At 40.6% G+C, this 14867-nt stretch carries 15 protein-coding genes; all 15 read right to left on the reverse strand.

Annotation, left to right across the window (positions count from 1 at the left end; genetic code table 11):
* Positions 1 to 51: 51 nt before the first annotated feature.
* The 15 genes from KHM83_RS08730 to mtaB all read right to left on the reverse strand — a co-directional run bounded on the left by KHM83_RS08730 (position 52) and on the right by mtaB (position 14859).
* The gene (locus KHM83_RS08730) at positions 52 to 870 is read right to left on the reverse strand and encodes a pyruvate, water dikinase regulatory protein (RefSeq protein ID WP_213236620.1); all 819 of its coding nucleotides are present in this window, start codon (positions 868 to 870) and stop codon (positions 52 to 54) included.
* A gap of 156 nt (positions 871 to 1026) precedes the next feature.
* Positions 1027 to 2415: a glycine--tRNA ligase gene (locus KHM83_RS08735; protein ID WP_213236621.1), complete on the reverse strand. Its 1389-nt coding sequence runs from the start codon at positions 2413 to 2415 to the stop codon at positions 1027 to 1029.
* Between the two features lie 409 nt (positions 2416 to 2824).
* Positions 2825 to 3367, reverse strand: coding sequence for a DUF4342 domain-containing protein (locus KHM83_RS08740; protein ID WP_213236622.1), 543 nt, complete (start codon positions 3365 to 3367; stop codon positions 2825 to 2827).
* A gap of 166 nt (positions 3368 to 3533) precedes the next feature.
* On the reverse strand, positions 3534 to 4280 hold the full coding sequence (gene recO, locus KHM83_RS08745; protein ID WP_213236623.1) for a DNA repair protein RecO: 747 nt from the start codon (positions 4278 to 4280) through the stop codon (positions 3534 to 3536).
* Between the two features lie 120 nt (positions 4281 to 4400).
* Positions 4401 to 5771: a magnesium transporter gene (mgtE, locus tag KHM83_RS08750; RefSeq protein ID WP_213236624.1), complete on the reverse strand. Its 1371-nt coding sequence runs from the start codon at positions 5769 to 5771 to the stop codon at positions 4401 to 4403.
* A gap of 35 nt (positions 5772 to 5806) precedes the next feature.
* Positions 5807 to 6697, reverse strand: a complete 891-nt coding sequence (era, locus tag KHM83_RS08755) for a GTPase Era (RefSeq protein WP_213236625.1) — start codon at positions 6695 to 6697, stop codon at positions 5807 to 5809.
* A gap of 90 nt (positions 6698 to 6787) precedes the next feature.
* Positions 6788 to 7177, reverse strand: a complete 390-nt coding sequence (locus KHM83_RS08760; protein ID WP_213236626.1) for a cytidine deaminase — start codon at positions 7175 to 7177, stop codon at positions 6788 to 6790.
* Between the two features lie 26 nt (positions 7178 to 7203).
* A complete protein-coding gene (locus KHM83_RS08765) occupies positions 7204 to 8358 on the reverse strand; it encodes a DUF3048 domain-containing protein (protein WP_213236627.1) in 1155 nt (384 codons plus the stop codon).
* A 26-nt stretch (positions 8359 to 8384) separates the two neighbouring features.
* Positions 8385 to 8843: an rRNA maturation RNase YbeY gene (gene ybeY, locus KHM83_RS08770; protein ID WP_246542974.1), complete on the reverse strand. Its 459-nt coding sequence runs from the start codon at positions 8841 to 8843 to the stop codon at positions 8385 to 8387.
* 1 nt (position 8844) lies between these two features.
* Complete coding sequence (locus tag KHM83_RS08775; protein WP_213236629.1) at positions 8845 to 11079, reverse strand: HD family phosphohydrolase; 2235 nt, start codon at positions 11077 to 11079, stop codon at positions 8845 to 8847.
* Positions 11080 to 11091: 12 nt separating this feature from the next.
* On the reverse strand, positions 11092 to 12117 hold the full coding sequence (locus KHM83_RS08780) for a PhoH family protein (RefSeq protein WP_246542976.1): 1026 nt from the start codon (positions 12115 to 12117) through the stop codon (positions 11092 to 11094).
* 232 nt (positions 12118 to 12349) lie between these two features.
* The gene (locus KHM83_RS08785; protein ID WP_213236630.1) at positions 12350 to 12796 is read right to left on the reverse strand and encodes a GatB/YqeY domain-containing protein; all 447 of its coding nucleotides are present in this window, start codon (positions 12794 to 12796) and stop codon (positions 12350 to 12352) included.
* Positions 12797 to 12811: 15 nt separating this feature from the next.
* Complete coding sequence (gene rpsU, locus KHM83_RS08790; RefSeq protein WP_213236631.1) at positions 12812 to 12994, reverse strand: 30S ribosomal protein S21; 183 nt, start codon at positions 12992 to 12994, stop codon at positions 12812 to 12814.
* Positions 12995 to 13109: 115 nt separating this feature from the next.
* Positions 13110 to 13451, reverse strand: coding sequence for a histidine triad nucleotide-binding protein (locus tag KHM83_RS08795; RefSeq protein ID WP_213236632.1), 342 nt, complete (start codon positions 13449 to 13451; stop codon positions 13110 to 13112).
* Between the two features lie 94 nt (positions 13452 to 13545).
* Positions 13546 to 14859 (reverse strand): tRNA (N(6)-L-threonylcarbamoyladenosine(37)-C(2))-methylthiotransferase MtaB, encoded by a 1314-nt coding sequence (gene mtaB, locus KHM83_RS08800; RefSeq protein WP_213236633.1) that lies wholly within the window; start codon positions 14857 to 14859, stop codon positions 13546 to 13548.
* Between the last annotated feature and the right edge of the window lie 8 nt (positions 14860 to 14867).

Below are 14867 nucleotides of genomic sequence, written 5' to 3' on the forward strand. Positions count from 1 at the left end.
TTTAAATAGCATACAACGAAAACTTCAAATTGTAAAATCATTATTGTGACATCACTTAAATTTCGTATTGAGTCCAGTGATTTCCATAATAATGCTTGCCGTTTCTTCGATTGCCTTGTTCGCGACGTTTATAATTGGGCAGCCTAACTGCTTATAAACGCGATCGGCATATTCAAGTTCTTGTAAGATGCGGTCGTAATTAGCGTATTCGACATCGGATGACAGCCCAAGGGCTTTTAGTCTTTCGATTCGGATCTCATTTAATTTTTCTGGACTGTTAGTCAGCCCGATCAGTTTGTGTTTCGGCACTTGGAAAATTTCTTTTGCAAGTGGTATTTCAGGCACCAGCGGGACATTGGCGACTTTGATATTCTTGTGGGACAGATACATGCTCAGTGGTGTCTTTGATGTCCTGCTGATACCGAGCAGTACCACGTCGGCATGTTTTAGCCCACGCATGTCCTTGCCGTCATCGTACTTGACGGCAAATTCAATTGCCGCTACCCGTTCGAAGTAATCATCATCGAGCTTATACATCGTCCCCGGCGTGGCCATTGGCTTATCGTCAAAGAACTGAGAAAACTGATCCAAGATCGGCGTCAGTATGTCGTGATACTGTATTTTAAAGCGATCGCACTCATCAATGATAATCCGTTTTAAATCGTCCATGACGGTTGTAAATAGAATAATTGACTTGTGCTTGGAGGCTTCGACGACAATTTCTTTAACAGCATCTGCATCCCTGACGTAATTGTACTTCTTAACGATATAATTTTTATTCAGATACTGATTCATTGCTGCCTTAGCAACGTGTGATGCGGTTTCACCCAGTGAATCAGATACTATAAAAACATAGTATTGATAATCCATTTGTGCCCCCATTGTTTAATTTTTAGTGCTTATACCCAAATTATAACATAATCACTAGTTTTTTAAATGTGATTACGCAATTTAGGGTGATATAAATTCTAAAAGATACAGCGTGCAAATGAAACAGAGAGCAGCTGTACAGAAGATTCATCGTATTTAGAAACGCAGACGTTTTTGTATATAGTCTGTCAAGTCGGCTATTTTAACGCGTTCCTGTGTCATGGTGTCGCGATCGCGAATGGTAACGCTTTCGTCTTCTTCTGATTCGAAATCATACGTAATACAGAAAGGCGTTCCAATTTCGTCGTGTCTTCGATAGCGCTTGCCGATGCTGCCGGAATCGTCAAAGTCAACATTAAAGTTTTCATTCAGCATGCTGAAAACTTCTTCCGCTTTATCGTTGAGCTTTTTAGAAAGCGGGAATATAGCCGCTTTAAACGGTGCCAAAGCCGGGTGAAACTTCATGACGATACGCGTTGTACCATCTTCAAGTTCTTCTTCATTAAAAGCATCGACCAAAAAGGCCAACGTTACACGGTCTGCTCCCAATGAAGGCTCAATACAGAATGGGACATACTTCTCATTGGTCATCGGATCTTGATATCTTAAATCGACGCCTGAATGTTCGATATGCGCCTTGAGGTCAAAGTCAGTTCGGTCAGCAATACCCCAGAGTTCACCCCAGCCAAATGGGAATTTATATTCGATATCGGTGGTTGCATTGGAATAGTGCGATAACTCTTCTTGCTCGTGATCTCTGAACTTGACGTTATCAGCATTCATGCTGAGTCTTAAGAGCCAATTCATACAGAATTCTTTCCAGTAGGCAAACCATTTGAGGTCTTCACCCGGTTCACAGAAAAATTCCAATTCCATTTGTTCGAATTCCCGCGTCCTAAAAGTAAAGTTCCCCGGTGTAATCTCGTTACGGAATGACTTACCGATTTGGCCGATGCCGAACGGTACCTTCTTTCTGGCAGCTCTTTGAACCGCTTTAAAATTGACAAATATGCCTTGTGCTGTTTCAGGTCTAAGGTAAATCTGTGTTGAAGAATCTTCAACGACACCTTGGAATGTTTTAAACATTAGGTTGAATTGTCGGATATTTGTAAAGTCATGTGAACCGCAGTTTTCACACTTGATGTCGTTCTCTGCAATAAACTGTTCCATGCGTTCATTGCCCCAAGCATCGATAGCTTCTGGCGTTTCACCTTTTGCGATCAGAAATTCTTCAATGAGTTTATCAGCGCGGTATCGCGTTTTACATTTTTTGCAGTCCATTAGCGGGTCATTAAAACCGCCGACGTGGCCTGATGCTACCCATGTTTGCGGATTCATAAGGATGGCGCTGTCGAGACCGACATTATAGGGTGATCCTTGAATAAACTTTTGCCACCAAGCGCGTTTAACATTGTTCTTAAGTTCCACGCCAAGCGGACCGTAATCCCACGTGTTAGCCAATCCACCATAAATATCAGAACCCGGAAAAATAAAACCCCTTGATTTTGCCAATGAAACGATTTTGTCCATGGTTACTTGCTTCATATAAAAGCCTCCCTATCCTCTTTCTTCTTTAAAATGTACGTTGATAACATGATCGGTGTCATAAGTTGCATTTTCACGGTAAAATAACGATAAGAATACCCAACGTTTAAATTTTCTTTCAAAAATAAAAAAACTTCCATCCCTACATTACGTAGGGACGAAAGATTTCCGCGGTTCCACCCTTATTGGCATTAAGCCCACTTGCTCATGTATTAACTCCAAAGCGCCTTCAGTGTTGATTCCTGTCAATTTCCACCAGCCATTGACTCGCTATAAGGAACGCTCACTTACTACTCTTTATCAACGTCACCGATATATTTTTAATGATTTTAACATAAAAAAGTTGCGCTGTAAATAGTTTAATACTGTAATTCACTTAAGCCATATATTGCAAAATAAATTTAGCAGCTTAGCTTTGATACCATTCGTCTTTTTCTTCATCGTTTTTTTCAACAGTTTCTTCTGGATATATTTCTGTTGCTTCTTCATCTGATTCTTCGGATTCTTCTGTTTTATGACTTTTAAAGACTTGGTCAAACTTTTCTTGTGTAAATTCATTGATGTTGACGATATCGCCGTCTTCTTTGACAATCTTAATCGTACATCCGGTTGCGACGGCTGCAATAATGCCCGCTACGGTTGGCACTGTAAAAATAACAGCTGTTAATGCGCCAGCAACAACGGGAATATCCAATACTTTTCGATCATTGCGTTCAATGATAATTTGTGTCACGATGCCCTCGTTGACAAGTGCTTTTAATTTGTTGACAATTTCTTGGCCGTTGAGTCTGCGGTCAGCTTTTGGTTCTGAAGTTTCTGTCTTTAAATCCTCCATATATACCAGTGCTTTTAGGATATCGCCATCACAAGCTTCAAGTGCTTCTTTCGCTTCTTTATAAGTTGCGCCGGTACGGTTGATAATTTCGTCTACCATTTCAAGTGTAATTTGCATTTGATCACCTCATTTTAATCATTACGATTCATCGTCGCCCTATATGTACTATGAATCGGTTTTTATAAGTTTCATTGATTGCTTATCCATATTATATCACTCGTCTGTTAATAAAAAACCTGGATTCCTAAACCTTAGTTGAATTTTAATGAAATCTTAATGCATCTTATTCAATGAGAGAATTGAGAAAATCCAGGGCATTTATTTTATATATTTGATTATGATATTGATGATAGGACTCAAACAGATTGATTAATTTTGATAAATAGCCTTCATGTATTTTCGTTTTGGCACTAATGCGGATGTCTTTGATATGCAAATAGTTGATGACATCAATAAAGGCGCGATTTAGCTTGGTTACCTGTTTACCTTCCTTACGGCAGTGTTCACAAATGAGTCCGCCGTCTTCAATGGAGAAATAAAAATCGTCTATTTCAGATTGACAGACTGTACATTGATTACTTAAGTTAGGAAAGTGTCCAGTAAACTGTGTGAGTTTAATCAGATAGGCGCAGCGCATGATCCGATAATTGCCTTGCTGCTTTGCCAAGAGATCAATGATTTCTGCCAGAAGCTGAAAGTGTTCGATGTCAGACATATTGTCTCGAATGGTATAATTGCAAAGTTCCAGAAAATAATAGCCATATGCCAGCGTATTTAAGTCATCCGTAATGCGAAAATGTGAATCATAAATGCTTACGTTCTGAACTTTAGGTGTCTTTGACTTTGTATTAAGGACAAACTGACCAAATACAAATGGTTTTGAAGCTGCTGCCAAATGATTGCGCGAACTCTTTGCGCCCATGGCAACAGCTTCCATTTTTCCGGCTTTTTTTGTAAAGAGCGTCAGAAATATATCATTGTTTTGTGCCTTCACCGTTTTAATCACGATGGCATCGGTTTCAAAGTACATTGCTGCCCTCTTTGCTTTCTTATCGAAAGGTTTTCAAATCGCTTAAGATCTGCGAAAAAAACGCAATAGATTTGTATAAAATACGTATTAGGTCTGCGTAAAATGCGTATTGGATCTGCATTATAAGTTAGCAATCATCATGGTTGCCAGCGTGAAGTAGATGGTTAAACCAGTGAGGTCAATCGTCGTCGTAATAAATGGTGCTGATGCAACCGCCGGATCAACGCCGATGCGCTTAAAGATTAACGGCACGATTGTGCCGATGGTAGCAGCTGTAACCATATTGGCGCACATTGAAATGCCGACGATAATGGCAATATGATATTCAGCATGCATAAAGAGTGCCGCAGTACCGACGATTATCGCACAAAACATACCGACGAGCATACCGACAGAGATTTCGTGAATAAGTGTTCTTAAGATATCGGCACCTTCAATCATATGTGTTGCTATATTTCGGACAGTGATGGTAGAAGACTGGGTTCCGACGTTCCCGCCCATTCCTGCCAGTAACGGCATGAACATCGCCAGTGATGCATTAGCGCTAATGGTCGTTTGATAAGATGCCAGCACTTTTGCTGAAAGCAAACCGCCAAAGATCGTAATAACCAACCATGGCAGTCTTGAACGAACGGAGTTTTTAACACGATCAAACAGTGTGTCGTCGTGTTCGTATACTTCTTCGTCGGAAGTACCGGCAAATTTATAGATATCTTCTGTTGCCTCTTCTTCAATGACATCCAAGACGTCATCAATGGTAATGATCCCGTGCATCACATTCCCATTATCCACGACTGGAACTGCTAAGAGGTCATATTTGGAAACAATGCGTGCAACTTCTTCCTGATCGTCGTTTATATTCACCGTAATGACATTTTCGTTCATTACAGATTCAACCGAACGATTCGGTGAGGCAATGATCAGCTCTCTTAGGGAAATAACCCCTACTAAGCGCTCAGCATCGTCTACGACATATATATAGTAGATTGTTTCCGCATCCGGCGCAATGGCACGGAGAGTTTCAATCGCATAGTAAATGGAATAGTCTTTTTGAATGGACACGTAGTCCTTCGTCATGATCCCGCCGGCAGTATCTTCTTCATAAAGAAGCAGGTCTTTGACATCAGCAGCATCCTCGTAATCGAGGAATGCGATAATTTCTTTCTGACGGCTTTCCGGCAGTTCGTTAAGTTTATCGACAATATCATCTTGCGACATTAAGTCGAGGAGTGTTACTTTCTTTTCATAAGTCAATGCTTTAATGAGTTCACTAAAGTCATCGGAGTTCAATTCTTCAAGAACTTCGGTTGCTTTTTCATCCGTTAGCAAGCCGAAAACTTGACGCTGCTCATCGGATTCGAGGTTTTCCAGAACCTCTGCAATGTCAGCAGCATGCATGGCGTCGAGATAGTTATGAAGGCCAATGTCATCGTGTTTTTCTATTAGCGCTTCTATCCTTGATAAATATTCATAAAACATCAACAAACCCATGTTGCCACCTCCTATTTAAATCATATTTTTTATGGCTATTCTTTATAGCCATAATTCTTTAAGAGCCCTGTGTGATCACGCCACCCCTCTCTTACTTTGACCCATAACTGGAGATTGACTTTTGTACGCAGAAATCGTTCAATTTCTTCACGTGCACTCTTGCCAATGCCCTTCAATTTGCGGCCGTTCTTGCCAATGATAATGCCTTTATGTGAATTTTTTTCACAAATAATGTTCGCTTCAATGTCAATAATATCCTTGTTCGGTCGCTGTTTAAAGCTTTGAATTTCAACGGCGACACCATGCGGCACTTCTTCATCCAAGTACCGAAGCAGTTTTTCACGGATAATCTCTGAGACGATAGTGCGCTCGGTTTGATCTGTCATTGTGTCTGTTGGATAGTAAGGCGGACCGGCAGGTAGACTCTCTTTAATAGAAGCAATCAGTGCATCGACGCCTTTTTGGTTGATGGCAGACAAACCGATCACATCAATAACAAAATCAAATGCGCAATAAGTGTCATAAATGGTTTTAAACGCTTCTGGCGTTATCAAATCCGTTTTATTAATGGCTAAAATAACCTTTGTCTTTGACGTTTTGACTAAATCAATAAGATACTGATCACCGGGGCCTATTTTCAAAGATTCATCCACCATTAGAATGACGACATCGACGTCTTTCATGGCACTGATGGCGCTGTTTACCATAATATCGCCGAGTTTATTTTTAGGCTTGTGAATACCGGGGGTATCGACAAAAATAATCTGACTGTCTTCATCGTTATACATCGCCGTTATCTTATGACGCGTCGTTTGGGGCTTGTCCGACATAATGGCAATTTTCTCGCCGATGATACCGTTTAATAGTGTTGATTTACCGACATTTGGTCTTCCGATAATGGTGACGAAACCGGATTTAAACGTCATAGATCCTCCGTTTCTCAATGGCTGCCGCAGCAGCGCTGCTTGCATACTACATTTGCACAATAGGCAATGATTTTGTGTTTAGCTACTTTGTTATTTGATATCAATCTGTGTAAAAGAATGCGGCAATAAGTCATCAATTTTATAGACTTCATAATCATAATCCTTACTAATAATGATGTCAATATCTTTTGAGAACTCAACAATGACTTGTCGGCAGATACCGCAAGGATAGGTGTAATCATGGCTCGAAGACACAATGGCAATTGCGGTAAAGTCGTGCTCACCTTCTGATATTGCTTTAAAAATGGCGGTTCGTTCAGCGCAGTTAGTAGCGCCAAATGATGCAATTTCAATATTACAGCCGGTATAAACCTTGCCGCTCTTCGTCAGAAGCGCCGCACCGACTTTGAATTTAGAATACGGCACATAGGCCATTTCAGCTGCTTCATATGCCTTTTCAACTAAAGCTTTGTAGTCCATGATTTGCCTCCTAGATGTATTGTGTATCAAGGTGAAACCGTTTCAGTTTTGCCTTTTGGCATTATCTGAAACCACGTTTTACCCGGATTAAGCTTAATGGCATTGTTATCTGCATCTTTAAAATAGGTAGTTGCATATGAATCTGCTTTTGACCATGTAACAGGGATTCCTTTTCCGCCAGTGTAATACATACCCTTCCCTTCACCGACTAATCCCAGTTGTAAACGCCCTTCGCTGTCGAGCACTTTTTGACTGGCGTACTGCACGAGAATATTGGTTGCATACAGCTGTTCACCGGTATCCTCATCAATATGCGGTTTGCCGTTTGTATGACGCATATAAAGTGTTGTCTCAGGATCATAAACATAGGTTGTAAAATAACCTACTTTATCAGAAGATGTGGGTGCTTTATATAAAAACTTGATGGTATTGGCATCCGTACCATCTTTCGGGATGAGAAACGCATCGTTAAAATCAAGAAAGTCAATGTCTACTTTTTCATAGTATTGTCTGCGATTAGCATCTTTGATCAGTGTGCTTGCTTCGGTGTACATATTGTGTGGGATCTTCTTGTGCGATTCACGATGAAAGGCGCCGCTGGATAGACCGTCAATATCTGCCATTTTATAGGTTTTTATATCACTGAGCGCCTGCATGGAACCACCGACGTGAACATAATACGGATTGTATTCAAGCGCCTTTTGTAGATAATAGGGCCTTGCACTTCGAACAGGACCAATATGTTCCGGTTGGCTGCTGTAGAAAATCCCCATGTACCTTGTAATAAGACCTTCTACCAGCATTTCATAGGCAACATCGGCTTCAATAAGTCCCGCTTGAGGACGGGCACTATATTGGTTGTCGAGCATAACGGCAATCGGTCTTCCCAGTGTCCCCGCTTCAACATATTCACCTGTTAAGGGATTGATGATCCCATCATTTTCGCTGGTGTTGATTTCATCAGCAACTGTACTTTCATCTAATTCATCTTCAACTTCATTCTCAACTGTATTTTCAAGATCTGTATCAATCGTCTCGGGAACAGTCTCAGCAAGATCAGCTTTATTGTTTTCACTAAGTGTTGCGGCAGCAGGTGCGCTGATCTCGTTATTTGACTGGCACGCTGTTAAAATCATGATGCCCAATATCAGGCACAGCCATAATCGTAATCGCTTTTTCAAGTGTGAACCTCCTATGTGTCAATGCGTTATTTAAAAATACCTAGATGCTTTAAAGCACTTTTCTCTTTCTCGCGCATGATACGCTTGTCGGTTTCTTCCATATGGTCGCACCCCAACAAATGCAGGACACTGTGTACGACGAGATAAAAAATTTCGCGTTCAAGTGAATGACCAAAGGATTCAGCCTGCTGGGAGGCTTGTTCAAGAGAAATAACGATATCCCCTAAATAGAGAAAGACCGGCATGTCACTTAGCGCATAGAGATCATCGTACTGTGGGAAAGACAGTACGTCTGTCGGTGTATCCTTTTGGCGGTATTCGGCGTTGAGCGCTTGAATGCCAACATTGTCGGTGAACAGCACACTGACTTCACCATCGACATCAAAGCCTTCTTGTTCAAGAACTGCCGAAACAACTTCTTCAATCCGTGCATTAATGAATGCCGGCAATGCTAGTTCGGTTTCGTTTGACAGTTCAATATTCATCTTATGCTTCATTATGACCTGGGTTTCCTTCCTGATCTGAACTGATCTCTTTATGTTTTGTATAATTATCTTTCACATTCTCTTTTACATTATCTTTCAAGTTGCTGTTCAAGCTTTCTTTCGTTTTGCTACTATCATTTTGATGCGCTGTTGTGTTCTCTTCTTCTTTATCTCTTTGCGGCAGCGTCACATCCGGATAAGCAATCCGTTCATGAAAAATACCGCTGAGTACTCTGATAAAGCTTTCTTTAACGGTTTCGAGTTCTTTTAAGGTAATATTAGATTCGTTAAGCTGCCCCTCTTCACGTTTTTGATCAACAATTTTATCAATTAATGCACGGACCGTGGGTTTTGTCGGACTGTCCAACGTTCTAACGGCGGCTTCAACGGAATCGGCCAGCATTATAATGACTTCTTCACGTGTTACGGGTTTCGGTCCGTCATAGGCAAATATTTTATAGTCGACGTGTTCATTCTTCTGCTGTTCAAGATGATAGAAATATTTAATAATCGATGTACCGTGATGTGATGTAATAACCTTTTGAATTTCAATAGGCAGCTTGTGACGTTTTGAAAGTGCAAGACCATGTGCAACATGTTGTTTAATAATGCCGGCACTAATTTGCGGCGGCAGCATATCATGTGGATTTTCACCTGCAATTTGGTTCTCTTTAAAGTAATATGGACGCTCTAGTTTGCCAATATCATGATAAAAAGACGCCACGCGAGCGAGCACGTTATCTGCGCCAATATCATGTGCAGCGGTTTCGGCCATATTGCCGACGAGAATACTGTGATGATATGTCCCCGGTGCTTCCAGCATTAGTCTTTTTAGAATATCGCGATTCGGGTTAGAAAGTTCCAAAAGACGCAAAGGTGTTAAGATCCCAAAGAGCGATTCAAATATCGGCATCACACCAATCGTAATGATGGCACTAATAATCCCATTGGCCATTGTCATCAATAATGTAATCAGCAGTGTGTTTAAATCCATTCGGTTAAAGAGTACCCAAGCGCTGATAAAAAAAGTCATCACAAGCGATGTATAAACGCCATTCATCATAAGCTGTGACCGCTGACGTATATTTTTAGAAAGCAGTGTACTGAAGATCAGTCCGAGCAGGTACATAATGGATAATCCAACAGAAAGATTGTGCCAAAGTGTCACGATGATTAACAAGCCAATGCCAAAAGGGACAGCAACTGCCGGATTTAGCATAATACTGATTAGCATGCTGAATAGCGGCAATGGAATGAGGTATGGTGATACATTATTAAAAAATGGCGTTAGCAACAGGACAAAAGTGAACGTCGCCATGAGCAAGCCATATTTTTTAACGGTGAACAATACGGGTGGATAATATTCATAAAGGTAAAAATGCATAATTAACCAAAGCAATATCACGATTAAGCCAATGCCCAAGAAAATCATCCAAGCATAATCAATTGAAGCATAGAGCATTTCACCGTCGGAGAGAATCTGGTACTGTTTCTCAGTCAGCATTTCCCCCTTGTAAGCTAGCGGTGTCCCTTTCTTATAAATGACATCGCTTACTTGTTCTGCGGCAGCACTCTGTTTATCCTTTGTGGCTTCAATGTCTATAAATCGATTAACGGTCAATGCCCCGTGTACCAATTTTTTTAGAATTGTCTGCTCAACTTCTCTCAAATCTGTCAGTTCTGCTATGAAACGGTCAATATTGGCGGATGCTTCTATAATACCGTCATTTGATATCCCGTTTGCCATATTTTCCGAGGTAATGTCAACGGCATAATTTTGGAGCACTGCCGTACGTTCCTGACTGAGAAGTGCCATTGTATGGAGTTCATCTTCTGTTAAGGCAAATGCATTGTCTTTTTCAATGCCGGCATAAACCCTCGTTAATAGTTCGCGGTCTTCTGCATAGGTTTCTTTAATTTCACCAAGCGTTGTAAAGTAATCCGTTAATTTTTTCTTGGCTTCAACGAGTTTAGAAAAGTCAATATAAGTAACCGGCTCGGTTTTATCAATCGCCTGCGCTCTCAAAGCTTCCGTTTCAAGTGTATCGACAACATCTGATTTTAAATAGATGTCTTCTTTTACCTCGCTGCCGACTTCATAATTATAGAGCCCCGACAAGACCGCACGCGTCAGCAGAAAAAAAACGAGGCATAATGAACACGCCATCACGACACCGTTGATTAGTTTTGGATTCTGTTGCAATCGTTTGTAGTGATGTTTGAGCGTAAAGTTCATAAGACCTCCGAATTAACGATTCCTGCGAGACATATTTTTATTTTTTTGCGTGGTCTTTGTTTCAAATGACTTTTGTTTTTGTTCATATGAGTCATAACTCTTTATGATTTTCTTAACGAGTTCATGTCTGACAACATCGCGTTCAGTCAAATACATAAAACTAATGCCCTTAACGTGTTTCAGGACTTCAATGGCATTTTTTAAACCTGATTTTTTACCAGATGGTAGGTCGATTTGTGTGATATCACCGTTGACGACAACTTTTGAGCCAAAGCCGAAGCGTGTCAAAAACATCTTCATTTGTTCTTTTGTCGTATTCTGTGCTTCGTCTAGTATAATAAAGGAATTGTCAAGAGTACGACCGCGCATATAGGCAAGCGGCGCTACTTCAATTAATCCGCGTTCTCTAAAATTATTATAGGTATCCGCTCCCAATATTTCATAAAGCGCGTCGTAAAGCGGTCTTAAATAAGGATCGACTTTCATTTGGAGATCACCCGGCAAGAAGCCTAAGCTTTCGCCTGCTTCAACCGCTGGTCTGGTGATGATAATTCGATTGACTTCATTATTTTTAAAGGCGCGAACGGCCATCGCAACTGCTAGGAATGTTTTTCCCGTTCCGGCTGGGCCAATGCCAAAAGTGACATCGTTTTCCTGTATTGCTTTAATATAAGCATTTTGACCAAGCGTTTTCGGTTTAATGTATTTGCCTTTTGTCGTCACCACGATAAAAGACTTACTGAGATCTTCAATGCGCGATCCCTCACCGACTTTTACGGTTGAAATCACGTAATTGACCTTTTGCTGATCGATTACTTCTCCTGCTTGAATGGCTCTAATAAGAATTTGTATAATCTCTTCGACTGCGGAAATATGGTTGGGATCACCCTTTACGATAATTTCACCATCACGCGAAGCGATATTGACGTCAAAGTGCTTCTCGATTGTTTTTATATTTTCATCCAGATTGCCAAACAGGATGTGCAGTGCGCTGAAATCGTTTAAAACGATGCGCTTAACCATGCCTTCAGTTACCATTCAGTCACCTCAATTTTGCATTTTCTTTCATTATTTTAGCACAAAAATATTTTAATGTAAAAATGTTCAACGCCGTCGAAAGAGTATTCTCAAAAAAGGTTTTTCTGCCCAGTGATTAACCAAATGAATATGCCCACATAACGGTTTCACAGTGGCAAACAGCTATTTTTGAGAAAATTAAAGGCACTTCCCAAGTTGGAAAGTGCCAAGGTTAACTGTTTTTCAACAGAAGCTATTTAACCAAAGACTTTTTAACCATATCCGCAATGCGCTTATTATCAGCTTGACCTTTCGTCTTGCCAGTAACAATGCCCATAACTTTGCCCATATCTTTAATCGTTGATGCACCCGTTGATTGAATCGCATCGGCGACAATCGCTTCAAGTGCCTCGTCAGACAATTGCTCAGGCATATAGTTCATTAGGATGTCGATTTCCGTTTTCGTCAAATCGACGAGATCTTCACGACCCCCGTTTGTAAAATCTTCAATAGCGTTGTTTTTCTGCTTGACCTGTTTTGCAATGATATCAAGGATTTCATCGTCAGTAAGCTCTTTACGTTCGTCAACTTCGATCTGTTTAATAGCAGCACGAAGCATCGTAACCGTTGATTTCTTGACTTGATCCTTAGATTTCATAGCGCTTTTGAGGTCTTCAGTCAGCTTATCCTTTAGTGACATGATCTCACCCTTTCATTAAGACTGACGTTTCTTTTTCTTTCTTGCAGCTTCAGATTTTTTCTTACGTCTTACGCTAGGCTTTTCGTAATGTCTTCTTTTCTTAATCTCAGCCATTACGCCAGCTTTTGAAGTTTCCCTCTTAAATCTTTTTAAAGCACTATCAATGCTTTCATTTTCTCCTACTTTGATGCCAGACATTCACATTCCCTCCCTCCGTTAATAGATTCTTAAATAGTACAGAGGAATGTACCTAGAACATACTAAAACAGTATACACTAATCCAATTGAAAAATCAATAGATTATTCCTCAAATTTAGCCGGGTGGCCATTGTAATTGGCGGCCGCCAAGCAAATGGTAATGTAGGTGATGAACGCTTTGTCCACCATCTTCACCAATGTTGGTTACGAGTCGATAGCCGGTTTCGTCAATATTTTTATCGCGAGCAATTTCCGCAGCGATGAGATGTAAATGTCCAATGAGGTTTTTATGTGAAATCGTCAGTGCTTTCACGGATTCGATGTGCTCCTTCGGAACAATAATGACATGAACCGGCGCTTCAGGATTGATGTCTTCAAAGGCGTAGACAAATTCGTCTTCATAAACCTTTGTAGATGGAATTTCTCCTTTTATAATCTTACAAAATATACAATCCATTTTTACCACCTCCTTCATGCGTATATACTTTATTATATCAAAAAACACCGCCTCTTTGCGATGTTTTTTTGGTACAATATGATAATTTCGAGGATTATGATGCTTGGACAGATGCAATTAGTTTGCCATCTGCAATGGTTTCAATCTTAGCAGATACAATACTTCCAGCGTAAACGAACGGCGTACTGTCTTTTAAATATAGTTTTAAATAATTGGTTGTATGCCCAATCCAAAAACCGTCTTTAAACTCTTCAATAAGAACATCTAATGTATGCCCGACAAATGCTGTTTGATAAGCTTCTGTATTTTGGCGTCCTTTTGCAATAAGTTTTTCGCTGCGTTCTTTTTTGAGGTCTCCAGAGCATTGTTCATCCATCTTGGCGGCGGGTGTTCCCTTTCGCGGTGAAAAAGGAAAAACGTGTAATTCGCTGAAAGCGACGGTATCAACAATATCAAGTGACTGTTCGAAGTCTTTCTCGGTTTCACCGGGAAAGCCAACAATAATATCGGTTGTAATTGCGGGTGCATTATAAAGCTGCTTTAATCGACGGACACTCGCCAAGAAATCTTCACGGGTATATTTGCGGTTCATTTTTTTTAAAACTTGATTCGAACCGCTTTGCAGGGATAAGTGGAAATGATCGCATACTTTATCCAGCTTAGACAGCCGGTGGACAAAGGCGTCATCAATGAGTCGTGGTTCCAATGATCCGAGGCGGATGCGTTTAACACCGTTAATGGCATTGAGTGCTTCGATGAGATCAATTAATGAGGTTTCATCTTTAAAGTCAATCCCATACGATCCAATGTGGATTCCGGTAAGCACAAATTCAACGTAACCTGATGCGACGAGTTTTTTCACCTCGCTGACCACAGCATCTAGCTTCCTTGAACGGACACGACCTCTGGCATATGGAATAATACAGTAACTGCAAAATTGATTGCATCCTTCTTGTATCTTTATAAATGCACGTGTATGTGTATAGACCTTTGAAACGGTTAATTCTTCAAACTGTGTGACTTTGCTAATATCTTCAACGATAACGATTGGTACATCCGGCTTTTCCGTAGATACTGCTGCAATGTGCTTTAAAATGCTATGACGATCATTGGTGCCGAGAACGAGATCGACACCTTCCAACGCTGCTATTTCATCCGGTGAAATTTGAGCGTAACACCCCATCGCCACAGTAATGGCATCGGGATTGTGCTTCTTAGCACGGCGAATCATCTGGCGTGATTTTCGATCACTAACTTGTGTAACTGTACAAGTATTGATGATGTATAAATCAGCTATTTCATCGAAGTCTACAATGAGGTCGCCGTTTTTATGAAAAAGATCCATTAATGCATCAGTTTCGTATTGATTTGTTTTGCACCCAAGGGTTGCAAAAGCAACGCGTTTCATAGTCTTGC

This window comes from Fusibacter paucivorans (assembly GCF_018390735.1).
GTDB lineage: Bacteria > Bacillota > Clostridia > Peptostreptococcales > Acidaminobacteraceae > Fusibacter > Fusibacter paucivorans.

What these genes read in the sequence shown, in the direction of transcription:
- era (WP_213236625.1), bottom strand. Translation starts at nt 6,697, where the DNA reads ATGACGTTTAAATCCGGTTTCGTCACCATTATCGGAAGACCAAATGTC.
- KHM83_RS08780 (WP_246542976.1), bottom strand. Translation starts at nt 12,117, where the DNA reads ATGGTAACTGAAGGCATGGTTAAGCGCATCGTTTTAAACGATTTCAGC.
- mgtE (WP_213236624.1), bottom strand. Translation starts at nt 5,771, where the DNA reads ATGGGTTTGTTGATGTTTTATGAATATTTATCAAGGATAGAAGCGCTA.
- KHM83_RS08740 (WP_213236622.1), bottom strand. Translation starts at nt 3,367, where the DNA reads ATGCAAATTACACTTGAAATGGTAGACGAAATTATCAACCGTACCGGC.
- ybeY (WP_246542974.1), bottom strand. Translation starts at nt 8,843, where the DNA reads ATGAATATTGAACTGTCAAACGAAACCGAACTAGCATTGCCGGCATTC.
- KHM83_RS08795 (WP_213236632.1), bottom strand. Translation starts at nt 13,451, where the DNA reads ATGGATTGTATATTTTGTAAGATTATAAAAGGAGAAATTCCATCTACA.
- KHM83_RS08760 (WP_213236626.1), bottom strand. Translation starts at nt 7,177, where the DNA reads ATGGACTACAAAGCTTTAGTTGAAAAGGCATATGAAGCAGCTGAAATG.
- KHM83_RS08775 (WP_213236629.1), bottom strand. Translation starts at nt 11,079, where the DNA reads ATGAACTTTACGCTCAAACATCACTACAAACGATTGCAACAGAATCCA.
- mtaB (WP_213236633.1), bottom strand. Translation starts at nt 14,859, where the DNA reads ATGAAACGCGTTGCTTTTGCAACCCTTGGGTGCAAAACAAATCAATAC.
- recO (WP_213236623.1), bottom strand. Translation starts at nt 4,280, where the DNA reads ATGTACTTTGAAACCGATGCCATCGTGATTAAAACGGTGAAGGCACAA.
- rpsU (WP_213236631.1), bottom strand. Translation starts at nt 12,994, where the DNA reads ATGTCTGGCATCAAAGTAGGAGAAAATGAAAGCATTGATAGTGCTTTA.
- KHM83_RS08730 (WP_213236620.1), bottom strand. Translation starts at nt 870, where the DNA reads ATGGATTATCAATACTATGTTTTTATAGTATCTGATTCACTGGGTGAA.
- KHM83_RS08785 (WP_213236630.1), bottom strand. Translation starts at nt 12,796, where the DNA reads ATGTCACTAAAGGATAAGCTGACTGAAGACCTCAAAAGCGCTATGAAA.
- KHM83_RS08735 (WP_213236621.1), bottom strand. Translation starts at nt 2,415, where the DNA reads ATGAAGCAAGTAACCATGGACAAAATCGTTTCATTGGCAAAATCAAGG.